Here is a 23,488-nt window from a genome sequence, read left to right on the forward strand (position 1 = left end):
GTCTAGCTGTTCTTTCACTTTACTTCTCAATAGTTTGTTTCCACAGGTATTTTAAACTCAGTAAGCTACGTCGAGTTTACTGTGATCCCAGCTGACTATCCGCTCTGCAATTATACGTATCGCCGTCTTCTTTGAGACCATGCTTCGGGTGGCTTCGACCAGCATCTCTTCGGGATAATCCCGTGTGTTGTTGCGTATCAGCACCGCCATATGTAGACGGTGAACTTCTTCCGGGTCGCGAATCAGCTCCGCCCGCCCGTAGACTACCGCGGCTTTAAGCTCTTCGTATTCCGTGCCGCTCTCAAACAGAACGCTAACCCGGTTGTCTCGTTCGAGATTTTTGACTTTCTGGGATTTCGTGAAGGTTTCCAGCACGATGTCACCATCATCGAGAGCAAACCACAGTGTTGTCATGTGTGGCCAGCCATCTTTGCCGTTGGTGGCCAGCTGGGCATTTTTCTGTCCGGCAATGAAATCCCACACTTCGTCATCGCTCATCTGAATCAGATCACGTCGTTTCACGCCGCGGCCTCCATTTCAGCCTTAAGTGCCCTGCTGAGACTCTGCGCCAGCTCAGCCAGTTCCGCGTCATCACCGCGGGCTCGACCATGAATATTCAACGCCCTACCTTCCGTTTGCGGAATCAGATGCATATGATAGTGAAACACGGTCTGTCCGGCTGCGGCCCGGTTGAGCTGATGTACACCGAGACCATCGCCCCCCACAACGCGATCCAGAACCCGCGCCAAAGGCACGGATAATCTGGCAACGGCGGCAATATCAGATGGATCTGCAGTGAAAATATCGTCACTGTGGTGTTTTGGAATAATCAGCAGATGCCCCCGGTGGGCCGGGAACAAGTCCAGAAACGCCAGTAACTGTTCATCCTCATAGACCTTGTGCGCGGGTGCGGAACCTTCAGCAATGGCGCAGAAAATACAAGTCATTCAGACCTCCATTGGCGCAGCATCTTTATGATGGCTTCTGTTGCCTCGTTTGGCCACCGATTTGTCTAGGGTCTGGTACCAGTTCACACCGGTGTCATCTTTGCTGCAGGACAGGCGCCCGATCTCAATCAGATAGTTGAGATGCGCGATCGCCTCGCCCAGCGCGAGATTCATCTGGGCAACACCAATCTCCCGATCAAACAGCACTTCCAGCATATCGATCGCTTTTTTCGGCTCGATACAGGCTTCTTCGACTGCTTCCAGATGATCCTGGTGGTGCTCCTGAAGGTAGTTCAGACGGGTTTGAACACCGTAAAATGGTGTGTTGTGCGCGGGGAACACCAGGGTATCGTCAGGCAGATCCCGACTGAAGCGCTGCAGCGAGCTAAGCCAGCGTTTCAAGGGGTTGGCATTGGGCTCTGAGGGCATAACGCTGATATTGCTGGTGATACGGGGAATGATCTGGTCACCTGAAAACAGCAGTTTGTCACGCTCATTATAGAGGCAAACATGCTCCGGTGAATGACCGCTGCCAATCATGACCCGCCAGTCGCGACCGCCAATGGTCAGCACATCGCCTTCACTGAGGCGGTTAAAGGCCATGGGCATCGGCGTCACAATATTGCCGAAGCCTTTGAATTTCGCCCGCACCCGCTCCAGATAATCCTCCGATACCCCGGCTGCAATATAAAACGCGTGTGTCGTCCACGAGATACTGCTGAAGTCAGATGCGGAAAAGGTTCGGGCGTTGTAGTACTCGCCAAAGCTCATATACAGCGGCGCCCGCCACTTGTCACACAGCCAGCCCGCCTGTCCAACGTGGTCCGGGTGCATGTGGGTGACGATGACGCCCAGTACCGGCTTGCCCTGCATCGGCCCATCGAACAGCTGCTGCCAAGCCTCCTGTGTACCGTCCAGGCCCATGCCGGTGTCGATAATCCACCAGCCATCCCGGTCTTCAAGTACGTACAGATTGATGTGATCCAGAGCCATAGGCAGCGGCATGCGCAGCCAGTAAACGCCCTCAGCTACTGCGATCCACTCGCCAACTTCTGGAGTATTTTCAAAGGGGTACTGAATATCTCTCATGCTATTCCTTGATTAGTGCCAAAGGCTTAGCCTCAGGCAAGTCGCAGCGGCAGCTCGCGCAGACGCTGACCGGTGGCCGCAAACACGGCATTTGCCAGGGCGGGAGCTACTGGCGGCAGGCCGGGCTCACCAACCCCCGTCGGCGCACTCTGCGAGACTACGATATGCACTTCAATTTCCGGGGTTTCCGCCAGCGACAGCATGGGATAGTCGTGGAAGTTGCTCTGCATTACCCGTCCGTCTTCAAGGGTAATCGCTCCTTTCAGGGCCGCGGTCAGGCCAAACACGATACCGCTTTCCATTTGCGATCGCACCACGTCCGGGTTGACCGCAAGACCACAGTCGACCACACAAACCACCCGATGCACTTTGATCGCACCATCTCGCACCGAGGCCGTAACCACCTGGGCAACCGAGGTATGAAAGCTGTCGTGGGCGGCAACACCCTGAAACTGGCCCGGTTCTGTCTGCCCCCAAACCGCCTTTTCGGCGGCCATCTTAAGCACCCCGTAGCGACGTGAATCGGGTGACATGTGTTGCATACGAAACGCTACCGGATCCTGCCCTACCCGGTGCGCAAGCTCGTCGATAAAGCTCTCGGTAAAGAAGGCGTTCTGGGAGTGCCCCACCGACCGCCAGAACCCAACTGGAATCGGCGTATCGTCATGCACCGCCGACACTTTCATATAGGGAAAGTGATAGCCGGTGTGACTGATACCTTCAGCCATCGAGGTATCAACATGCTTGAGCAGACCGCCAAGGCTGCGGGGGATTGCCGGCGGCAGCCACTCGGGCATGGATGCCTCGGCAAAGAGGGGCATGAGTTGTGACATGATGCTGGGCACCACGGTTTTGGCGGTAAAACTGGTGACTTCCCCCTTATCAACAGTTGCTGACATTACGGTAGTCGCCGCCGGTCGATAGTAGTCGTGCTGGATATCGTCTTCACGACTCCAGACCATTTTGATCGGTTTGCCGGTTTTCGCCGAAATACGGGCGGCCTCGACAATATAGTCCGGTACCAGACGGCGACCGAAACCACCACCCAGCATCTGATTGTGCACGATAATCTGCTCACGCGGTCGCTCCAGTGCGGCCGCCACGACCCCGATTACCGTGTCGGGCACCTGAGTACCCGTCCAGACTTCCACCTTGTCGCTCGTTACATTGACCAGCGCATTGGGCGGCTCCATCGGGCTGTGGGACAACATCGGCGCTCGGTAGGTCGAATCAAGGCGCTCGCCTACGGCCATGGCGGCATCACCTTCCTCGCTGACCTCGCGCCCGTCTTCCTGTAACAAAGCATCGTGGCGCTTGCGCAGTGCAGCGTCGTCAAGGCCGGCAAGAGGACCTTTGTTCCAGACAATGTCCAATGCGTCCGCCGCCTTGCGCGCAGGCCAGTAACCATCGGCTACCACAGCAACCCCGCCGTTCACTTCAAATATCGACGCAACACCCTTAACCGCTTTGGCTTTGGCGTCGTCGAAAGAGCGCACTCGGCCACCCAAATGCGGGCAGCGGCGCATAACCGCCGTCATTGCACCCGGCAACTGACAGTCGATGCCAAAGGTTGCGGTACCCGTGACTTTACCCAGCGCATCGAGGCGCACGCCTTCACGGCCAATCTGACTGAATTCTGCGGCTGGTTTCAGCGCCGCGTCTTTCGGAGGCGAGATACTTCTGGCTGTTTCGATCAGCTCGGCAAACGCGAGACGTTCCCCATCGGCATTAATCACAACGCCTCCTTCGACGCGCAGATTACCGCCGGTGCCCCACTGACGGGCCGCCGCCTGGCGCATCCACTCTCGCAGGCTGGCCGCTGCCTGACGCACCGGTTCATAGTTATTGCGCAACGACACGCTGCCGCCGGTCATCATCATTTGAAATTCCGGATCGCGGAACTCCGGATGATAGTAAGCCTGCTCGACGACGATATCTGCGGCATCCATATTGAGTTCTTCCGCCGCCAGCGTAGTCAGGCCGGTATAGACGCCCTGCCCCATCTCGGCCCGCGGCAGCTGAAAGACGACTTCACCGCCCGGGCGCACCTGCAGAAAGGCATTGGGGCGTAACTCTCCGGGCTTGGCTCCCGGATAGGCCGCTTCCTGACCGCAACCCGTCAGGTGAATACCAACGGCAATACCGCCACCCAGCGCCGCACCGCGCTTGAAAAAATCTCTGCGACTCAGGCTCATACGGACACCTCCTGGACACTGGTACGAGGCTCAACAATGGACACAGCACCGTCCTGACGGATCAGAGAGGCGGCCTGCTTCACGGCCGTGCGAATTCTGGGGTAGGTACCGCAGCGGCAGATATTACTCATGGCCGCGTTTATTTCATCATCTGAGGGGTTGGTATTCTGTTCGAGCAGCGCTACCGCTGCCATGATCTGCCCCGACTGACAATAGCCGCACTGGGGCACACTGTTTGCCATCCACACCTGCTGTACCGGGTGCAGTTCATCAAGACTGGGGGCGATACCTTCAATGGTCGTAATCTGACGCCCGGCCACAGCCGAGACTGGAAAACTGCAGCTGCGAATCGGGTAACCGTCCATATGCACGGTGCAGGCACCACACAGGCCTTTGCCACAGCCAAATTTTGTTCCTGTGAGCTCGAACTGTTCCCGAACCACCCACAACAGGGGGGTATCGGGCTCAACATCAACACGCTGTTCGCGGCCATTGAGCGTAAATGCAATCTCAGCCATTGTTCCCTTCCGTTATACAGTGAATCGCCGTCACACAAAGTCGTAACGACGTAGTCAAATTTGTTACCGACTCTATGCCCGGTTAGCGGCTAATGATACGCGAATACTCAGCCAATCGACGACAATTAACGTAAATTCACCTGCGTTGGTGTGATATGTCAGCATGACCGACCAAGCGCAGGACAACGCGCTTTTTCCTAACGTCAGCCAGCCCAAATGAACTATATTGGGAATAACCTTCTGTTAATCGCGAGATACCATGCTGGATCTGTCTTTTAGCGGCTTTATGGCCGTCCTTCGCTACCCGCTGGTCGATCTGGGCAAAGGGCCGGTGACACTGGCGTCGATCCTGCTGGGCATCATCGTCATCGCGGCCTCTCTCTACCTGGCGAAACTGGTTAAGCGCAGCGTCCATTCCTTGAATCGCGGCCGCTACGCCCTTACCCCTAGCTCTATATACACCTTGGAGCGGATCTCTCACTATCTGGTGATGATTGCGGGTGTCTTGATTGGCGTTTCCGTGATGGGGGTCGACTTCGGCAAATTGGCGCTGATCGTGTCCGCACTGTCGGTGGGTATCGGTTTTGGCTTACAGGCCATCGTCAGCAACTTTGTTTCGGGCTTGATTATCCTGCTGGAGCGCTCACTCAAAGTCGGTGACTTTGTGCAGTTAGACAGCGGGGTAACAGGAGTCGTATCGGAAATCCGTGTGCGCGCAACTGTCATCACCACCGCTGAAAACTCTGAAGTTATTGTTCCCAACGCTGAGTTCGTAAACGGCAAGGTCACCAACTTTACCCACACTGAAAACTTCTGCAGGCAGCGAATTCCCTTTGGCGTCGCCTACGGTACGGACAAGGAGCTGATGACAGAGAGCGTGATCGAAGCAGCACTTGCTCAAGAAATGACCCTCTCTGACACCAAAGATCACCAGCCCCAGGTAGTCATGAAAGCCTTTGGAGATTCCAGCCTCGACTTTGAGCTGCTGGTATGGACCAAGCCGGAATACTCGACCCGGCCATCACTGGTACGCGGCACCTATCTTAGCGCCATTGACGACGCCTTCCGGCAGGCCGGCATTTCGGTACCCTTTCCTCAGCGCGACCTGCACTTCATCACCGACCGGCGCGCGCCGGGTAATCAAGCCTGACCCGAAAGCAGGCCCGCTGGCAGAATCACTTCGAAGGTCGCCCCACCCTTCCGATAGCGTTGGGAGCTGAAATACAGCCTACGGCCATCGGGAGAAAAGGCGGGGCCGCAGATTTCCGAGCCGGGATGATGGATTTCCAGCAAGGTTTTTGCCCCCTTATTCGGGTTTAACACCACCAGCCGCGCAATGTCACTGGAATGTGGGTCCTCCGCGACCAGAATATCGCCCCACGGACTCACCGTCAGGTTGTCGACGCTCGCCAGAGCGCTATTGGTCTGGGCATTGTCGAAAACCAGTTCCACCACTTGATTGGCCACATCCAGACACCACACCCGATTGTCGTATTTGGTCGTCCAGAAAACCAGGCTGTCAGGCCGCTTGCCACCTTCAGGGCGCAACTGGTTGCCCAAGGTTTCGGGCAGAGTGTAAACCCATAGGCCTTCTCCGCCGGCAAAGATGGTGCCGGGCACAGTATTTCCCTTGCGCCGCAATTTCTTGCGTTGTTTGTCCTGACGCAACTCGGGTGCCGACACGTCAACCCAGCTCACCGGCAGCTGGCCGCGCAGCAATACGTCGCTTTCCGGATAGCAGTCGTCGGCATAGCCGGCGATATTCATCACTTGCAGGCGGCCGTGTTCCAGGCCCAGTCGGCCGTTCCCCAGACGGTCCTCCGGTGAAGCCACCCAGCGATAAAAGCGCCCATCGCGGCTATCTTCTGTGAGGTAGGCCGTACCGCGCTTCTCATCAAGGGCAAAGGCCTCATGGGCAAAGATACCGAGCGCCGGTTTTGCCACACCCTGCCCCGGCCTAAAGGGGTCGCACTCAAAGCACTGCCCGCTGCGGGACTCTTCGCAGGAAATCCAGGTTTGCCAGGGCGTGGTTCCGCCGGCGCAGTTCTGGGTGGTACCACTCAGGATGGAATAGGCGCTATCAACCTCACCCCGCGGGTTAAAACCAATAGCCCCGCAGCCACCTAGCGGCACAATCGGCACTTCCGAATTGGAGGTATACACCCAGCCGCCGTCCGGGCGAGAAAACACCGCACCACCATCGGGATAGGTGTGCCACTGGTACTCACTGCGCGTGCTGTCCGCTCCCGGTGTTTCGACTCGGTCACCGGCTACCGCAAGCAAACGTGCTTCACAACCTTCCGCCAATGCCAGGCCTAATTCATCCACACCTTTGAGCTTGCCAAGATGCCACAGCGGGCCGGCTGGCAATGGCAGCTGCGTATTGCCGACAACCTCCAGGCAGGCCGACAGCGCCCGACTGCCCAGCGATACTGACGCCACACTCAGAAACGCCTGCTTGAGCAGGGTGCGTCGAGCTATTGGATTCATTAAAACCTCGATTGGGAAATTGACAGCAAGGCCCGTGCCCTGCGCCGCACACGGCGCTGTATTATCAGGGCTAACATTATAAATAAGGGGATGCACAGTACGAGCGGATAACGAATCGAGAAGACGACCGGTTCCAATACCGTCCGCACCAGCCACCTCAGTAGCGCGCTTTCCTCAATGAGCTGCGCCACTGAGGGAGAGTAACGATAATACTGTTCAACAAACCAGCGTCCTGCCTCACTGCTCTGCAACACCTGATCACGGAAGCCGCGCAAAACCCGAACTTCCTCCTCCCAGTAACTGCCATAGGCTGCTGTGGCGATAAAGCAAGAACCCGAACCGCCCCCGGATGAGGGCGCTATGGCCGGTCTTATCGGATTGTTGCGAAGATAGTCCAATGCCGCTGCCGCATCGATCAGGCCTGCGCCCGATACATCGTCGTTACCCGCTGCTGCGCGAATCCCCGCCACATCGATGGCGGTAGCCTTCAGCGCCTCGATTTGCAGCGCCAGGCTTGAAGCCGGTTCAGCGGCCCTCAACAGAGCAATCACCGCAGCTGCGTTTGGCGCTGCCGCTGAGGTCCCGAAAAAGTTGGGCGCCCCGTCGGGCTCACCAAAACCCGGTGACTGCCCCGCCTGAAAGTCCCTCCCAAAAAATGTGTTATTACTGCCGTCGACGGCCGCCAGCGTAGGGGCAAACCGTTGCTGGGGGGCGTAGTCGCCGTTTGGGTTAAAGGGTATCTCGAGAACCCCGCCACGGGATGTATAGGGCTCCGGGTCTATTGCCGGACTACTGAAACGCTCGGGGGCAAATTCCGGCGATTCCCACCAGGCAACGGCGGCGACACTGATCACCCCATTTGCGGCGACATGCCCCCAGGCTGTCGGGCCGTCATAAGCATACTCTGCACTTTTCACTGGCCCGACCAGAACCAGCCTGAATTCCAGGGGTACTCCGTTTGCCTGTGGAATATTTTCCTGACTACCGGCGTAATGCTCGATGGCTAGATAAAACATGGTTTCAGCACTGACCTCAGCTTCCAATGCAACAAATTCAACCGCATCGCCGAAGGGATTGTTAGTCGTGCCTTGGGTCGCGATACTGCGCTTGTAAAAATCCGGGTGCGAAGGATCGAGCGCTGCTGCAGTTTCGGAACGGGTCGCATAGAGGTCGAGGTCTATTTGCGCGCCCTTGCCCCTGCTGACCCGATCATGGGGCTGATTCCACTGCAGCACCGCAAAGGCCGACTCACCAGCGGCAAGCGTTACCGCCAGAAAACCATCGCCCCCATTCCAGTCGTGAAGATCATTGCCCGTTGGGGTGAAGTTGACGTCGCCGCCCGGTTCGTCATCGACGGGATCAATGTCCCTAAAAATCTGTCTGTAGCCCTGGTCTCCCTCATTTCCCACAGCGCTTACGTAGGGAATACCGACTGCCGCACAGCGCGCTGCGGCCTGTGCAACAAAACCGTCCTGGTAATAAGGCTCCTCCAGAAAACCAATATCATCCACCACAACGCTGGCGCGATTGTCGCTACACAGCGTATCAATAGCCGTAGCAAAGGCCGCTTCAGAGCGCCCCGCCGTATGAAAGGCAATACCCGCCTGTGGGGCGACATCATAGGCAAGCTCGGCCATCGCCGCGCCTTCATCGGTGCCGCTGCTTTCGCCTTCCTCGAGTAATTGAACAACTACCGGCAGGTCGCCCGAATCCTGAGGGCGAGCTCCCTGCAGACTACCCGCCACACCCGCTGGGGGCGAGGTATCCCCGTCACGAACATCGCTGGTGCGGGCAAAACTGTCGGAAATTACGCCAATGGTTTGTCCGCTGCCGCCGCCAAGTGCTGCGCCATCGCTGCGCAGCGCTGTCGAGGCGCGACTTTGTACGCTGCCAGCGCGGGTCACGTAAGGAGATGGCGGTGCAACTTGCCTCACCTGAGGCATTCGAAGAACTGAATCCAGCTGTTTCGCGTTGTGCACGCGAACTGTTGCGCTGCCGTACTTTTCAGACACAAACTCAGTGCTAAGGCCCAAGCCTCGCAGGCGCGCACGCAACTCGTGATCGATAGCACCGCGCAGCTCCAGTAAGAGGGGAAAGACCTGGTTGGACAGGCGCCCTTCGCTGGCGTCCCCATCTTGAGCCGACAGGCGTGCGACCAGAGATGAGCGCTTGGCCGCAACCGCATCAGAGGTAAGCTTGGGACTGGCATCGCTTATCGCCAGGGCGATCGCAGGACTTAAAAGCACAAGCGCAAGAAGAGCACGTAACATTATCGGGATATCGCCGTTTGCATTGCCTGTACGCGAAAAACACCGCCGATAGCGGTAACCGCATCGAGCTCTGAAAAATTTCTGACGAGCACATCAAGGCGCTGATAGCGCGGGTAGCGGTGCAACACCACAAGCCCCTGCTCGGACAGAGAGACTTCAAGCAAATTCGCATCTCCCTCGTAGGCGATCTGCACCAGCAGGCCGTCCTGGGTCGGATTCAAACCCGCTGCCCTAGCCGCAACAATCAGCGACTCGCGCCGATCCAGCGACGCAAGTACGGGGCCAAGTTTGCGGTGTGGTTTCGCCAGCGGCGCAGCGCCAGCCATTGCCGCAGTCTCACGTTCCGGCTCTGCGGGACTGCTGCAGGCCGGCAGTAAAGTGCTCAGGAGCAGGCCGACCAACAGGCCTTTGGATACAACTCGGGATAAACCTGAAATACTCACTTCACTGGCTGCCAGTCATCATGCAGAATGATTGTCACCTATAGATCGGTCACAACAAAATGCCGTTTGGGTAATATTTCACAACACCGCGAGAAACGGATTCGAGCCCTTTATCGTATTCGCGGTGTCAGAAAACTCGCGCGTCAGGCGCGCGATAGCTGCATACCGAACGACAACATAAAAAACCTGCGGAGAAAACAATGAAGCCAGGAATTGCTGCCTTAAGTGCCGCGCTGCTGAGCGTGTTCATGGTCAACGCCGGTCACGCGGGCTTGCTCGACAGCGTCGACAAAGTTACCAAACCGGCTACTCAGGCTCTGGAAAAAGTGCCGGCTGGCGAAGGTAGTATTCGTCCGGTTTCCAACGCCTTGCCTAACCGCTATATCGTGGTGTTGAACGATGGCGTTGGCGTAAAGCGCAGCATGTCTGCGCTGATGGCCCGTTACGGTGGACAGGCCGACCTGAGTTTTACATCGGTGTTGAATGGCTTTGCAGCCTACCTGAGCCAGGTACAGGCGAAAGCTCTCAGTCTGGACAAGGCTGTGCGCTATATCGAGCAGGACGCCATTGCTCGCATCTCTGAAAAACAGGTGCAAAAAAGCGCCACCTGGGGCCTCGACAGAATCGACCAGGCGGACCTGCCACTGGATCGTCAGTTTTCCTACACCCTGACCGGCAAGGGAACCCACACCTACATCGTCGATACCGGCATACGCGGCGATCACAAAGACTTCAGTGGCCGTCTGGGCAAAGGAGTCAATACCAGCGACGACCCGAAGCAACCACCGGGCAGCCTGCTCGACCCTATTTTTGCCGCCCTCTTCGGTGACAAGGAAAATCCGGACGATCCAACCGCAGACTGCAATGGCCACGGCACGCACGTTGCTGGCTCCGCCGGGGGCAGTGAATGGGGAGTGGCAAAGAACACCACTCTTTACCCGGTCCGGGTGTTGAATTGCGAAGGCGCCGGCTCCAACTCTACGGTTATCGCCGGACTGGACTGGATTGCCAAAAACGCCAAACGACCGGCAGTGGTCAATATGAGTCTCGGCGGCGGTGCCTCATCCGCTATCGATGAGGCCGTGGAAAACCTGGTCAAACGCGGAATCACAGTGGTGGTGGCCGCCGGCAACGACAACAAGGACGCCTGCCAGGCTTCACCGGCGAGAGCCAAATCGGCGATTACCGTCGCCGCCAGTGACAGCCGCGATCGCCGCGCCGACTTTTCTAATCACGGCCGCTGCACCGATATCTTCGCTCCGGGTAAAGATATTACCTCCGCCTGGATAGACAGCAGCCGCGCTACCAAGACCATCAGCGGCACCTCTATGGCGAGCCCGCACGTCGCTGGCGTGGCGGCACTTTTGCTCGAGGAAAGCCCGGACAGGTCACCCGCCGATATTGAGCGCGAACTGCTCAGGGCGGCCGCCAGCGGCAAGATTGGCGACCGCAAGGGCAGCCCCAACAAACTTCTACAATCCATCAAACGATAAACCGGAGAACGCTATGGGATTTGCACTATCCGATATTCAGTTAAACAGCAGCGCCTTCAAGCAGGGTGAGGCCATTCCCGCCAAACACACCGGCGAGGCCGAAGATCTCTCCCCCGCTCTGAGCTGGGAAAACGCACCTGAGGGCAGCAAAGCCTTTGCCGTAATCTGTCACGACCCGGATGCGCCGCTGGTATCCGCCAACGGAACCTACGGTTATGTCCACTGGGTGCTCTACAACCTTCCGGCCGACTGCCGCAGTCTTGAAGAAGGCACCAACAAAGGCACCGCAGGTAAAAATGATTTTGGCAACACCAACTACGGCGGCCCCATGCCACCACCAGGCCATGGCGTTCATCAGTATTACTTTTGGATTCTGGCTTTGGATAGCGACGAAGAATTGCCGCCCGGCCTGACCCTGTGGGAATTTCTGGCTAAAGTCGAAAGCAAGGTTATCGGAATGAATCGGCTGGTGGGGACTTATCAACGCGGCTGATTTCACCCAGCCAACCTAGCGGAACTACTGAAGAAGGCAATACAAAAAGTTGCCCTCCGGCTTTGCTGCCGTTTCAGTTGTGTCAGTTAATCATTGGTGCCCGGAGCCGGAATCGAACCGGCACGCCAGCAATAGGCGGGAGATTTTAAGTCTCCTGTGTCTACCAATTCCACCATCCGGGCAAGGACGCTGTTACAGGGCGCATGCTCTGCAATTCCGCTTGAACATCAGCTGATTGTAACTGATAGGAGGGATTGGAAGCGCGGAATGCTACAGCAGCGCGTAACCATTTTCAACGACTTACAGCCGGCCGAATGTGAGGGTCTGCCAAAGCAATCTATTTATTGTAGACAGCTTAAACCCACTTGCTAGAAAAGAACGTAAAGTTCATCTCTCAGAAAGCATACTTCAGTCGGCGCCTTTTCCGTGCCAAACAAAATCAGAAGCGCGGAAAGATCTTTTCTAAAGATGCACATCAAAACAAAGCAGAGGATACAACTGGCGCGACAGATCGTTGGCCAGGACATTTGAAAACCGGAGGGCAGTTTGAGAGATTACTTTCGGCAGCTGCCAGAGCTACCTATTTCGGGCAGCTAGTCCTTAGTCCGCAGCCAAGAACTTGCCGTAAAGTTCCTTCCGGCCATGCCGAAGGGTTAAAAATGGAGGCGCGGGTCGGAATCGAACCGGCGTACACGGAGTTGCAGTCCGCTGCATAACCACTCTGCCACCGCGCCTAAAATCGGTTTTGTTCTACACCGAGAGGTGTACGCCGGTTCGATTAACCGGCCCTTTCTTTCGCCGCGGGCGCTGGAGTTGCAATCCACTGGATAACCACTCTGCCACCGCGCCTAAAATCGGTTTTGTTCTACACCGAGGGGTGTACGCCGGTTCGATCAACCGGCCTCTCTATCAGAGAGTTTTGGAGCGGGAAACCGGGTTCGAACCGGCGACCTCAACCTTGGCAAGGTTGCGCTCTACCAACTGAGCTATTCCCGCTTTTCGCTCTACCTACACGCCGCTGAATAACGGCCTGTTTAACGAAGGCGGTTATTCTATGCTGTGTCAGCGAGGAGTCAAGCCGCGATCTGCAATTGATTGAAATTTAAGGCCCGATTGCTCAATTTGCCATCAATGGAGCTTATTTCTCAGAACGCGTCAGCTCCGGCCAGGCCGCGCGAAGGTAAACCACCATGGACCACAGGGTAAGAATCGCCGCCACATAAAGCGCGATCATATTGGCGGTATACAGAACATTGTCACGACTGTCCTGAAACAGCAGCAGACCGATGATCGCTATGATCTGGGCTGTGGTTTTCAACTTGCCGATATAGGAAACTGCCACACTGGTTCGCTTGCCCAGCTCTGCCATCCATTCCCGCAGCGCAGAAATCACAATCTCACGACCAATAATGACCACCGCCGGCAGCGTAAACCACCAGGCGTCGTAGGCTTCGATCAACAGCGCCAGTGCAATCGCCACCATCAACTTGTCGGCAACCGGATCAAGGAAGGCTCCGAGCGGGGTTGACTGACCGAGCTTGCGCGCGAAATAGCCGTCCAGCCAATCGGTGATACCGGCAACGGAAAAAACCAGCGCCGTGAAGAACGCGCGGTGTTCCAGCGGCATATAAAACAGTACGACAAAGACCGGTATCAGGAAAATCCTGAACAAAGTCAAAAGGTTAGGTATATTCATCAACGCCCCAGGTTTGCGAAGCGCCCATTTTAGGCAGCTTTACTCCGTTAAGCTACTCGCTGCGCAAACTTTCGTAGATATCCCTGGCCAGCTTGCGACTAATGCCCGGCACTCGGTTCAGGTCTTCCACACTGGCGGCCAGAATCCCCTGCAGTCCACCAAACTGTCTGAGCAGCGCCTTGCGGCGTTGGGCGCCCACCCCGGGAATACTGTCCAGAACCGACTGGCGCCGCTTCTTGTCCCGTCGTTGTTTATGGGCAGTTATCGCAAAACGGTGGGATTCGTCGCGTATATGCTGAATCAGGTGCAGCGCCGGGCTGTTGGGCGCCAGACGCATTTCCTCGCCGGTATCGCCGCGTATCAAAACTTCCAGCCCGGCCCGGCGATCGGCGCCCTTTGCCACCCCAACCAGCAAAAATTCCGGCAAGGCGAGCTCCTTCAAGGTCTCGCGGGCCGCACTGAGCTGTCCTTTGCCGCCGTCAATCAGCAGGATATCCGGCACCGGGTATTCACCGGACGCCACCCGCTTATAGCGTCGCTGCAGCGCCTGAGCCATGGCAGCATAATCGTCTCCCGCAGTTACCCCCTCGATATTGAACTGCCGATAGTCGCTTTTCAGTGGTCCGTTGCCATCAAACACTACACAGGAGGCGACCGTCGCTTCACCGCTGCTGTGACTGATATCAAAGCATTCGAGTCGCTGTGGCAGCTCCTCCAATCCGAGCGCGTCCTGGAGTGCCTCATAGCGCTCCTGATAATTTGCCTGGGTTGCGAGCCGGTTGCCGAGATTCTGCTCGGCGGCGGTTTCCGCCAGACTCAGCCACTTGGCGCGGGCTGTGCGCACCCGTTGTGAAATAGACAGCTTTTGTCCTCGCGCCTCGCTGAGGGCCGCAGCCAGTGTATCGGCGTCCGGAAGCGCTCTGTTAACCACCAGCTCGCCGGGCAAGTCCCGGCTGCCGTTGAGGTAATACTGGGCGATAAAGGCTTCCAGCACCTCCCCTTCGGATTCCTCAAGATGCAATTTGGGGTAATAACTGCGGCTCCCGAGAATCCGCCCGCCGCGCACGTACAAGAGCTGCACGCAGGCCTGCCCCGCTCGAATCACGGCCGCGACAATATCGAGATCACCGCCCTCGCCTTCAATCCACTGGCTTGCCTGCACTTTCTGCAGATGGCTTATCTGATCCCGATAGCTTGCCGCCTCTTCAAACTCCAGCTTCTCCGCCGCCGATTCCATCTGGTCGGCCAGCTCAGCGATCAGGGTGGCGTTTTTGCCCTCCAGAAACATCATGGTGTGTCGCACGTCCTCGGCATAAGCTTCAGCGCTGATGCGATTGACGCAGGGGCCGGTGCAGCGGTTGATCTGATACTGAAGACAGGGGCGGCTTCGGTTTGAAAAATAGCTGTCTTCACATTGCCTTACCTTAAATACCTTCTGTAAAAGGTTAAGACTTTCCCTCACCGATGACGCATTCGGGAACGGTCCGAAATAGCGCCCCTGCTTTGATTTTGCCCCCCGATGCACACTGATACGCGGGTAATCATGCTGTGTAGAGACGTAGATATAGGGGTAGGATTTATCGTCGCGCAGCAGAATATTGTAGGGCGGTTTGTACTGCTTTATCAGGTTCTGCTCAAGCAGCAGCGCCTCACCTTCAGTCGCTGTGACAGTGACATCGATATGCGCAATACGCGACACAAGCGCCATGGTTTTGGCTGCCAGCCCAGAGGCCCGGAAATAGCTTGCCAAACGATTGCGCAGGTTCTTGGCTTTGCCCACATAGAGAATGTCGTTGGCCGCATCCTGCATCACGTAAACCCCCGGACTGCGGGTTACGTGTTTGAGGAAGGTTTCGTGATCGAAGGAGGTACCGCTCATGTTCCGCGACAGGTCAGGATGTCGCAGGCAACTCTACCACACCGTGTCGCAATGCCAACCAGGCCAGCTCAACATCGCTGTTAATATTCAGTTTTTCGAAAATGCGGTAACGGTAGGTGTTGACGGTTTTGGTGCTGATATTGAGCAGACGGGAGATCGCCGCAACCTTCTCGCAATTGACCAGCATCAGGGTAATTTCCAGCTCCCGGCGAGACAGGCTGTCAAAGGGCGATTCCTTTGAGCCAAGGCTGCGCATCGCCATGTTTCCCGCGACTTCCGGGCTGATATAACAACCGCCGCTGAGCACGGTTTTGATGGCTTTAAGGATTTCGTCGAAACTGGCTCCTTTGGTCACGTAGCCACTGGCACCGGCTTTCAGAAACTGAGAGGGGAAAGGTTCATCCGCATACACACTCAAGCCGATAACCCTTGTTGCCGGACAGGTTTGCGCAATACGACGGGTTGCCCCCAGCCCACCGATACCTGGCATCTGGTGGTCCATCAGCACAACGGCAGGATTGTGCTCGCGACTCAGCGCAATGGCTTCCTCGCCGCTGCGGGCGGTGGCGACAATGCGATAGCCCGGCTCTGCTTCCAGCATTTTTTCAATGCCGAACCGCACAAGGTCGTGATCGTCAGCCAAAAGAATACTGACCATTAGTGGGACTCCTGCCTGGGCTGTGCATCCCTTCGGATAGTGTTCTTCCCTGGAAATTAACGACGTTACTGGGGCAAAACGCGGCGGAAGGTGAGATTAATACGCCCCGCCATTTCACCGCGCGATACAGGTACCGCATGCAGCCACTCGTCCTGAAAGCGCCCTGCCATTACCAGCAGGCTGCCACCCTCCAGCAGGAGTTCGCGCTTGGTCGCGGGTGCATTCCGGCGTTTCATCACAAATCGCCGGGCAGCCCCCAGACTAACTGAAGCGATCGTCGGCTGCGGGCCGAGTTCTTTTTCGTTGTCGGCGTGGTACCCCATGGTATCGTCCCCATCGCGATACCAATTCAATAGAACAGTATTAAATCGTGTCCCGAGCAGACTGTCGATACGCCTTCTCAACACCTGTAAAATAGGCGGCCAGCCTGAGGCTTGGTGAACCACACCGGAATAGCGATATTCCACACCGACATCCCCATAAAACGCGTTTAATCGCGGCACTTTGTGGCGCTTTCCGAACAGATTGACTTCCGGCTGCGTCCATAGACACTCGTCACAAAGTTGCTGGTAAAGGGACTGCTGATCTGTCACATAGCGTGGATTGAGGCCGAGCCGGCTGGCGCCATCCAGCTCCAGCCATTCAAGCGACTCGTTGTCAGCAGCGAACAGATCCAACGATTCTCCTAAACTATCGGTAAGCACGTGCGATCAATAGACCCGCGGTTCGATATCGAGATTAACACCAAATTGCGCGTGGACCGAAGCCTGAATCTCTCCGGCAAATTGAAGAATCCGCCGCCCCGGACAGCGGCCGGGGTTGATCAAAACAAGCGCTTGCTCCCGGAAAATACCGACGCCGGCCTGCTCGCCCTCGCCACTGCGGCCACGCCACCCTGCCTGCTCCACCAACCAGCCCGCGGCCAGTTTGTACTGCCCGTTGTGCGGCCACATCGGCAAGGTCGGGTGGCGCTCAAGCAGGGTATCTGCCTGCTCGCTTGAGACAATCGGGTTCTTGAAGAAACTGCCGGCATTGGGCAATTCGGCTGGTGATGGCAGTTTGCGCGCGCGCACCGCACGCACCGCCGCTGAAACTTCCTGAGGGCTTGCCGAGGCATCGACCTCTGCGGCCAGGGCGGGATAACTCAGGTTGGTATTGGCAACCTTGGATAACCGCAAGCCAACCTGCGTAATTACAAAGCGGTCGCGCAGAGAGCCTTTGAAAATACTGTCACGGTAAGCCAGCTCGCAGTCCTCGCGGCTCAAGCGGCGCTCTGCCCCGGTTTCCAGATCCAGGCCCACGACCGACGTAAGCACACTGCTTAATTCGACGCCGTAGGCACCGATATTCTGGATCGGCGCGGCGCCCACATTTCCGGGAATGGCGCTGAGGTTCTCCAGCCCAAACCAGCCCTGCGCCAGGCTGTAACGGACAAAATCGTCCCAGTTTTCACCGGCGGCGACGCTGAGCTCTACCCAGTCTTCGTGTTCCCTAATGCAGTTGATGCCACGCAGCTGCAGGGGAATGACAACTCCGTCAAAGTCGCCGCTGAGCACAATATTGGAACCGCCACCGAGAATCAGCGACGGCAGTGCCCGTTCGCGGGCGAAGGCCAGAGCCTCTCGCAGATCTTCAAGGCTGATTGCCGGTGTCAGGTAGCGAGCCCGGGCCGGCACCGCCAGCGTATTCAGCGCCTGCAGTGAAACGTCGGACTCAGGCCTCACGCCCGGCTCCCGCCAAGCCTTTCGAGCAAGCCCCTGGCCGCATCTTCGATCAGGTTCAGTACATGCTCAAAACCTTCGTCACCGCCGTAGTAAGGATCTGGCACCTCGCGCTCCTCGAAATGCGTAGCGTAGTCCAGAAACAGCCCAACCTGCGCCGAATGAGAACCCGGCTCCTGAGCCAAGATATCCCGCAGGTTATCCTCGTCCATGGCCAGAATGTAGTCAAAGTTGTGAAAGTCATCAGCCTGAAACTGGCGCGCGCGCAAAGCCGACATATCGACACCACGCTGCTGCGCCGCAGCGCTGGCACGGGGATCGGGCGGACGCCCTATGTGCCAGTCTCCTGTTCCAGCGGAATCCACCAGAATTGTTGAGCCAAGCCCCTGCTCGTCAACCATCTGCTGAAACACCGCATGCGCGGTAGGCGAACGACAGATGTTCCCGAGGCAAACGAAAAGTACTCTGACCACCTTCAACCCTCCCCTTCGGCAAGCAGTCGTCGCACAGTTTCAAGGTCAGCTTGAGTATCCACCCCAGCGGGGATGGCTGCTACGGCTTCCGCAACGTGGATCCGCGCTCCCTGCTCCAGGGCCCGCAGCTGCTCAAGCTTTTCTATCTGCTCCAATTGCCCGGGTGGCCAGGCCACGAACTTGTTCAAGAGATTCACACGATAGGCATAGATCCCAATATGGCGCAGAAAAGGCAAGTTAGAGGGTAAAACCTCTGGAGCGGCGTTGAACTCATCTCGCGCCCAGGGTACACAGGCGCGGCTGAAGTAGAGCGCAAAGCCGTTCGCCGCCAGCGCTACCTTCACGACATTGGGGTTGCGCAGAGCTTCGATGGATTCCAAGGGCTCCGCTAGCGTCGCCATCTGCGCATCGGAATGCGCAATCAGGTTGGCCGCCACCTGATCGATAACGGCGGGTGGAATCAGCGGCTCATCGCCCTGCACGTTTACCACGACTGCATCTTCAGCCAGGCCCAGATGGCTTGCGACCTCCTGCAGGCGATCGGTACCCGACTGGTGATCCTCGCGGGTCATGCACACTTCAGCGCCGAAGGCCTCACAGGCCTGTTGCACCCGGGCATCATCGGTGGCAACCACCACCCGACTGGCTGCGCTTTCGCAGGCCCGGGACCAGACATGCTGAATCATGGGCTGGCCATTGATTTCCAGAAGGGGCTTGCCCGGCAGTCGAGTCGACGCAAATCGCGCCGGAATTATGACGGTAAAACTCATCCCTATTCCTCGGACAGATTCTTCAATTTGCGCTTGAGACTGGTATAAAAGCTGGCGGGCAACGCGGCCTGAACCGGCAGATACCACATATTATCGGTCGCAAAGGCCCGGCATTTTACCGCGTCCTTCTCAGTCATCACGAGGGGGAAAGCCCCCTCAAACCGCAAATCCTCTTCGGTAAAACGATGATGATCGGGAAAAGGGTGAGCAATCGGGCTAAGTCCCAATTCGAGGAGCGTGGTGAAAAACCGGCGCGGATTGCCGATACCGGCCACCGCGTGCACCCGGCCTTCAAATTCAGCAATGTCCACGGGTTTACCGGTAAGCAGGTTGACCGGCTTTGCCGGTTCAAGATGCATCTCGCTGTAGGGCCGACGCCAGGAAAGCGCGCTTTCGCCGTTGATCACCAGCAGGTCTACCTCCTCTACCCGCCGGGCGGTTTCACGCAAGGGCCCTACCGGCAGGCAGTGGCCGTTGCCAAAGCCCCGCACACCATCAACCACCGCAATTTCGATATGCCGCTGCAGCGCGTAGTGCTGCAATCCGTCGTCGCTGATGACAACATCGCAGCCAAAGCGCCGTTCAATTTCCGCCAGTGCCGCAACCCGGTCCGGCCCGATGACAACCGGACAGTCGGCGGAGCTGGCGATTAACAGCGGCTCGTCACCAGTTTGTTCCGGTCGTCCACTTGGCGTTACTACGAAGGGATAGTAAGGCGCCTGCCCGCCGTAGCCGCGACTGATCACGCCGGGCTTGTAACCTTCGGCCTGCAGCCAGCGAACCAGCGCAATCACCAGCGGGGTTTTACCGGTTCCGCCAACAGTGATATTGCCGACCACAATGACCGTTGTTTGTTGCGGCTTGGCGCGTCGCTGCAGGTTTTTCCTTCGCAGCACCACAACAGCCCGGTAAAGAATTTCCAGCGGCCACAGCAGCCAGAGCAAACGGATAGGTCGGCGATACCAGGCTCGTTCTATGCGCTGGGTAAAATCCATTATTCCGTTTGCGGCTCTCGTGTGGTCAGACTCAGTTTGGTAAAGCCGAGCTGGCCAGCCGCGTCCATGGCCCTGATGACGGATTGATGCGGTGCCTTGGCATCGGCGGTAATCACGACCGGCGTCGAGGTGTCGCCGCCGGAAACCTCGGCAATGGCTGCTTTGAGGCCCTTGAGATTCGGGCTGACCACGGTCAGGTCATTTACCATGTACTGCCCCTGGGCATCGACAATAACCTCCAGCGGCACCACCTCCTGTGGCGCCGGGTCACCGCTGGCTTCCGGCAGCTCCAGGGTCAGGCGACTTTCTTTGGTAAACGTCGTCGACACCATGAAAAAGATCAGCAGCAGAAAAACCACATCAATCAGCGGTGTCAGATTGACCGAAACCTCTTCCAGTTTCTGACGTCTGAAATTCACGACTTGCCACCTTTGGCATTGACCAGGTGCATGTGGTTGACCAGCTTGATCGTTTCCTGCTCCAGCTCCACCACAATCGTATCAATGCGGCGCACATAGTAGCGATGCATCATCAGCGCCGGGATGGCAACGCTCAATCCCGACGCCGTGGTGATAAGGGCTTCGGAAATTCCGCCCGCGAGCACGCCCGCATTGCCGGTGCCCTGCAGCATGATTTCCGAAAACACCCGGATCATACCGATGACCGTGCCAAGCAACCCCAGCAAGGGGGTAATGGCAGCGATGGTGCCCAGCGCATTGAGGTATTTCTCAAGGCGATGTATCACATGGGAAGCCGCATCTTCGATGCTTTCCTTCATCACCTCCCGGCCATAGCGTGCATTCGACAGCCCTGCTGCCAGAATTTCACCCAAGGCCGAAGATCGCTCTAGACGGCGCAATCTCTCCGCATCCAGCTGATTCTTTTTCAACCAGTCAGATACCTGCGGGAAGGTGTTCGGAGGCGCGATTTTTTTGGGGTCGAGTTCAATCCAACGCTCGATGCAGATGGCCAATGCGGCCGCGGAACAAAGCAGTATCGGCAGCATCAGCCAGCCGCCAGCCTTAACCAGTTCAAACACAGCAATACCTCTTATTCTGATATCCGGGCATTATACGTACTTCACCGGGTGAAGCGACACACTCACTGCCAGTAAAAGCGCCGCTGCAAACGATGCTCTGTGACCTTCTCGATACCGCGCGGCGACAGCTCAAAGCGTATTGCTCCGGAATCCGACGTTGTCCGTATGCGGCTACCCGCCTGCCGGTAACGCCCGACCACCTCCTCCGCCGGATGACCAAAATGGTGTTTGTAACCCGCCGAAAACACAACCCACTCCGGACGAAGCTGCCGCACAAAGGCCTCTGAAGAAGAGGTTTTACTGCCGTGATGGGGCGCCACCAAAACAGAAAGCTCTGCAAGCGCTTCAAAGTGACCGGCCAGCAGGCGCTGTTCCACCGCGCTGTCGATATCACCGGGCAGCAGCACTTTGCTGCGTCCCGTTTGAACAAGTAACACGCAGGATCGGTTATTGGAGGACGCCTCCACTAAATTCGGATCAGGGTGCAGCAGGGAAAAAAGAACACCATCCCAGCGCCATTGCATCCCCTGCCGGCAGGCGCTGCTGCCGGCCAACCTCTCTCCGGATAACAAATGAAGCTGCGGATAAGCCTTCTGCACACGCTGATAGGCACCGGCGTGATCATTGTCATTGTGGCTGATCACGAGGGTATCAACCCGATTAACACGTCGATAACGCAGGTAGGGCAGCACGGCGGCATCCGCCAGATCAAAACTCTCGCTATAGCGCGGCCCCACATCGTAGACCAGTACACGATTGCGGGTAGCGATTACCGTCGCCAGCCCCTGCCCCACATCCAGCACCGAAACCCGCACGTGCCCGGGCGCAATATCCGGGTTTTCCTCACGCAGCGACAGCGCCCCAACAAGGGGCAAGAACAAAAACAGGGCCAAATACCGCGCGGGCACCGCTCGGGGCGTTAAAAGCAGGATGGCCGCCGCACAAAGGCAAAGCCAAGTCAGCACCTGAGGTACGTAATGCCAGGCAGGCACGACTGGAATCAGCCATTCGACTACCGACATCACGGCCTCAACGCCGGCATTGGCAAGCCGCCACACATAACAGGCGGCTGCCGTCGATATCAGCTCCAGGCACAGAGCCAGCAGTGTCAGCGGAATCAGCAGCAGGCTGAACACAGGCACTGCAACCAGATTAACCGGCAAGCTCAGCGGCGACAGCATGTCAAAAAAAGCGAGAGTCAGGGGCGCCAGCCCCAGCAACAAGGCCCATTGTGCGCGAAAAAGGGAATGCCATGTTCGGCGCCGATCGAAGATAGCCAGCAAAACTGCAACCGCAGTAAATGACAGCCAGAAACCGGGGGACAGCGCGGCCAGAGGTTGCAGCAGCAACACCACCAGCAAGGCCAGAGACCAGAGCTGCCAGCGATTCAGGCCACGCCCCAACTGCAGGGCCAGTAGGCCGAGAACAACCATAATCAGAGCCCGCTGTGTGGGCAGACTGAATCCCGCCAACCAGGCGTAGCCGCCAGAGGCCAGCAGCGCGCAGATTAAAGGGCCAAGGCGAGTAAGGGGCAGCAACAGGCGTCCACACAGGAGACCGAGCCCCGCGGCAATACCGATATGCAAACCGGATATGGCTACAAGATGTGACAAGCCCGACTGTCGCAGCACCTCCCAATCAGCGTCGCTGAGCCTGCCTCGATCTCCGACGGCGAGCGCCAGCAACATGGGGTGCCGCGAGAGCCCCTCCAGCTGGATACGCAAATACTGCACAATCCGGGCACGACCGCGCGCCCCTCCTTCCAGCAACTCACCGCCGCGGACATACCCGGAGGCGTGCAGGCCCGAGACGACCAACCAGCGCCCGTAGTCGAAACCTCCGGGGTTTGCGTAACTGCGCGGTCTCTTCAAACGCACTTTGAGCTGCCAATGCTGCCCGGCCTCCAGGCGTTTATCGCTGCGATAACTCAGTCGCACTCGTTCAATCCCACAGGACTCAGCCAAGCAGCGATCTACGCGAAAATTGAAGCGCCAGGTACCACCCCGGTGGGCGCTGAACTCCGGCAAGCCATCTATCTGCCCGTGCAGAGTCAGCGTTTTTCCTTCGAGCGATTCAGGCAGAATTTTATGCACAAGAAGATGCCCGAAAACACTGCCGTAGACCAAGCCAGTACAAAAACACAGCGCGGTTAACGAAAAGGGAAGCCGGTGAAAAACGCTCAGTACACTCAGGAGCAAGGCCAAAACGACCAGCTGAAGTGGCGGGAGAACAGGCAACAGCGCAACAACGCCAATGCCCGCTGCAATGGTTATCGTCCGTGACACCATAGTGGAGAAGCAATCCCTTAGCATGCATAAT

At 57.4% G+C, this 23,488-nt stretch carries 22 protein-coding genes and 3 tRNA genes; 3 read left to right on the plus strand and 22 right to left on the minus strand.

Translation table 11 applies throughout. From position 1 onward, the window contains the following. Positions 1-57: 57 nt before the first annotated feature. From ABY734_RS04535 to ABY734_RS04555, 5 genes are read right to left on the minus strand one after another with little or no spacing between them, the layout of a single operon-like run. Positions 58-522 (minus strand): pyridoxamine 5'-phosphate oxidase family protein, encoded by a 465-nt coding sequence (locus tag ABY734_RS04535; RefSeq protein WP_372777807.1) that lies wholly within the window; start codon positions 520-522, stop codon positions 58-60. Next, positions 519-947 carry an HIT family protein gene (locus ABY734_RS04540; protein ID WP_372777808.1) on the minus strand — a complete coding sequence of 143 codons (429 nt, stop codon included), beginning with the start codon at positions 945-947 and terminating at the stop codon, positions 519-521. The genes ABY734_RS04535 and ABY734_RS04540 overlap by 4 nt, the downstream gene beginning before the upstream one ends. Next, complete coding sequence (locus tag ABY734_RS04545; RefSeq protein ID WP_372777809.1) at positions 948-2,036, minus strand: MBL fold metallo-hydrolase; 1,089 nt, start codon at positions 2,034-2,036, stop codon at positions 948-950. Between the two features lie 32 nt (positions 2,037-2,068). Then, a complete protein-coding gene (locus tag ABY734_RS04550) occupies positions 2,069-4,231 on the minus strand; it encodes a molybdopterin cofactor-binding domain-containing protein (RefSeq protein ID WP_372777810.1) in 2,163 nt (720 codons plus the stop codon). Next, complete coding sequence (locus ABY734_RS04555; protein WP_372777811.1) at positions 4,228-4,749, minus strand: (2Fe-2S)-binding protein; 522 nt, start codon at positions 4,747-4,749, stop codon at positions 4,228-4,230. The genes ABY734_RS04550 and ABY734_RS04555 overlap by 4 nt, the downstream gene beginning before the upstream one ends. Positions 4,750-5,008: 259 nt before the next feature. Between ABY734_RS04555 and ABY734_RS04560 the strand changes: the two genes are divergently transcribed. After that, the gene (locus tag ABY734_RS04560; protein ID WP_372777812.1) at positions 5,009-5,899 is read left to right on the plus strand and encodes a mechanosensitive ion channel family protein; all 891 of its coding nucleotides are present in this window, start codon (positions 5,009-5,011) and stop codon (positions 5,897-5,899) included. On the opposite strand, the gene ABY734_RS04565 is transcribed toward ABY734_RS04560, so the two are convergent. The 3 genes from ABY734_RS04565 to ABY734_RS04575 are packed head-to-tail and all read right to left on the minus strand — an operon-like array spanning position 5,890 to position 9,835. Next, entirely contained in the window at positions 5,890-7,239 is a 1,350-nt protein-coding gene (locus tag ABY734_RS04565) for an alkaline phosphatase PhoX (protein ID WP_372777813.1), read from the minus strand. The two genes, ABY734_RS04560 and ABY734_RS04565, sit on opposite strands and share 10 nt — an antisense overlap. Further along, complete coding sequence (locus ABY734_RS04570) at positions 7,239-9,509, minus strand: CFI-box-CTERM domain-containing protein (RefSeq protein ID WP_372777814.1); 2,271 nt, start codon at positions 9,507-9,509, stop codon at positions 7,239-7,241. Before ABY734_RS04570 ends, ABY734_RS04565 begins: the two co-directional genes overlap by 1 nt. Then, complete coding sequence (locus ABY734_RS04575; RefSeq protein WP_372777815.1) at positions 9,509-9,835, minus strand: hypothetical protein; 327 nt, start codon at positions 9,833-9,835, stop codon at positions 9,509-9,511. The genes ABY734_RS04570 and ABY734_RS04575 overlap by 1 nt, the downstream gene beginning before the upstream one ends. Before the next feature lie 317 nt (positions 9,836-10,152). On the opposite strand from ABY734_RS04575, the gene ABY734_RS04580 reads away from it, so the two are divergent. Both ABY734_RS04580 and ABY734_RS04585 read left to right on the plus strand, forming a co-directional pair. Further along, complete coding sequence (locus ABY734_RS04580) at positions 10,153-11,445, plus strand: S8 family peptidase (protein ID WP_372777816.1); 1,293 nt, start codon at positions 10,153-10,155, stop codon at positions 11,443-11,445. A 13-nt stretch (positions 11,446-11,458) separates the two neighbouring features. Further along, positions 11,459-11,938 (plus strand): YbhB/YbcL family Raf kinase inhibitor-like protein, encoded by a 480-nt coding sequence (locus tag ABY734_RS04585; protein WP_372777817.1) that lies wholly within the window; start codon positions 11,459-11,461, stop codon positions 11,936-11,938. Positions 11,939-12,032: 94 nt separating this feature from the next. Here ABY734_RS04585 and ABY734_RS04590 read toward each other — a convergent pair. The 14 genes from ABY734_RS04590 to ABY734_RS04655 all read right to left on the minus strand — a co-directional run bounded on the left by ABY734_RS04590 (position 12,033) and on the right by ABY734_RS04655 (position 23,481). Then, positions 12,033-12,120, minus strand: a tRNA-Leu gene (locus tag ABY734_RS04590). Between the two features lie 478 nt (positions 12,121-12,598). Beyond that, a tRNA-Cys gene (locus ABY734_RS04595) sits at positions 12,599-12,672 on the minus strand. A 186-nt stretch (positions 12,673-12,858) separates the two neighbouring features. Next, positions 12,859-12,934 (minus strand) — tRNA-Gly (locus tag ABY734_RS04600). 142 nt (positions 12,935-13,076) lie between these two features. Then, positions 13,077-13,634, minus strand: coding sequence for a CDP-diacylglycerol--glycerol-3-phosphate 3-phosphatidyltransferase (gene pgsA, locus ABY734_RS04605; RefSeq protein ID WP_372777818.1), 558 nt, complete (start codon positions 13,632-13,634; stop codon positions 13,077-13,079). Positions 13,635-13,686: 52 nt separating this feature from the next. After that, the gene (uvrC, locus tag ABY734_RS04610) at positions 13,687-15,513 is read right to left on the minus strand and encodes an excinuclease ABC subunit UvrC (protein WP_372777819.1); all 1,827 of its coding nucleotides are present in this window, start codon (positions 15,511-15,513) and stop codon (positions 13,687-13,689) included. A 13-nt stretch (positions 15,514-15,526) separates the two neighbouring features. Continuing rightward, positions 15,527-16,171: a response regulator gene (locus ABY734_RS04615; protein ID WP_372777820.1), complete on the minus strand. Its 645-nt coding sequence runs from the start codon at positions 16,169-16,171 to the stop codon at positions 15,527-15,529. A gap of 65 nt (positions 16,172-16,236) precedes the next feature. Further along, positions 16,237-16,848: an alpha-ketoglutarate-dependent dioxygenase AlkB gene (locus tag ABY734_RS04620; protein WP_372777821.1), complete on the minus strand. Its 612-nt coding sequence runs from the start codon at positions 16,846-16,848 to the stop codon at positions 16,237-16,239. A 33-nt stretch (positions 16,849-16,881) separates the two neighbouring features. Then, a complete protein-coding gene (murB, locus tag ABY734_RS04625) occupies positions 16,882-17,895 on the minus strand; it encodes a UDP-N-acetylmuramate dehydrogenase (RefSeq protein WP_372777822.1) in 1,014 nt (337 codons plus the stop codon). Beyond that, the gene (locus ABY734_RS04630) at positions 17,892-18,365 is read right to left on the minus strand and encodes a low molecular weight protein-tyrosine-phosphatase (protein WP_372777823.1); all 474 of its coding nucleotides are present in this window, start codon (positions 18,363-18,365) and stop codon (positions 17,892-17,894) included. The genes murB and ABY734_RS04630 overlap by 4 nt, the downstream gene beginning before the upstream one ends. A 2-nt stretch (positions 18,366-18,367) precedes the next feature. After that, positions 18,368-19,135 (minus strand): 3-deoxy-manno-octulosonate cytidylyltransferase, encoded by a 768-nt coding sequence (gene kdsB / locus ABY734_RS04635; protein WP_372777824.1) that lies wholly within the window; start codon positions 19,133-19,135, stop codon positions 18,368-18,370. Positions 19,136-19,137: 2 nt separating this feature from the next. Next, positions 19,138-20,130: a tetraacyldisaccharide 4'-kinase gene (lpxK, locus tag ABY734_RS04640; RefSeq protein ID WP_372777825.1), complete on the minus strand. Its 993-nt coding sequence runs from the start codon at positions 20,128-20,130 to the stop codon at positions 19,138-19,140. Continuing rightward, positions 20,130-20,549 (minus strand): ExbD/TolR family protein, encoded by a 420-nt coding sequence (locus ABY734_RS04645; protein ID WP_372777826.1) that lies wholly within the window; start codon positions 20,547-20,549, stop codon positions 20,130-20,132. Before ABY734_RS04645 ends, lpxK begins: the two co-directional genes overlap by 1 nt. Further along, positions 20,546-21,169 (minus strand): MotA/TolQ/ExbB proton channel family protein, encoded by a 624-nt coding sequence (locus ABY734_RS04650; RefSeq protein ID WP_372777827.1) that lies wholly within the window; start codon positions 21,167-21,169, stop codon positions 20,546-20,548. Before ABY734_RS04650 ends, ABY734_RS04645 begins: the two co-directional genes overlap by 4 nt. 62 nt (positions 21,170-21,231) lie before the next feature. Continuing rightward, positions 21,232-23,481: a DNA internalization-related competence protein ComEC/Rec2 gene (locus ABY734_RS04655; protein ID WP_372777828.1), complete on the minus strand. Its 2,250-nt coding sequence runs from the start codon at positions 23,479-23,481 to the stop codon at positions 21,232-21,234. Between the last annotated feature and the right edge of the window lie 7 nt (positions 23,482-23,488).

It is taken from the genome of Litorivivens sp. (assembly GCF_041624475.1).
Classification (GTDB): domain Bacteria; phylum Pseudomonadota; class Gammaproteobacteria; order Pseudomonadales; family Spongiibacteraceae; genus Litorivivens.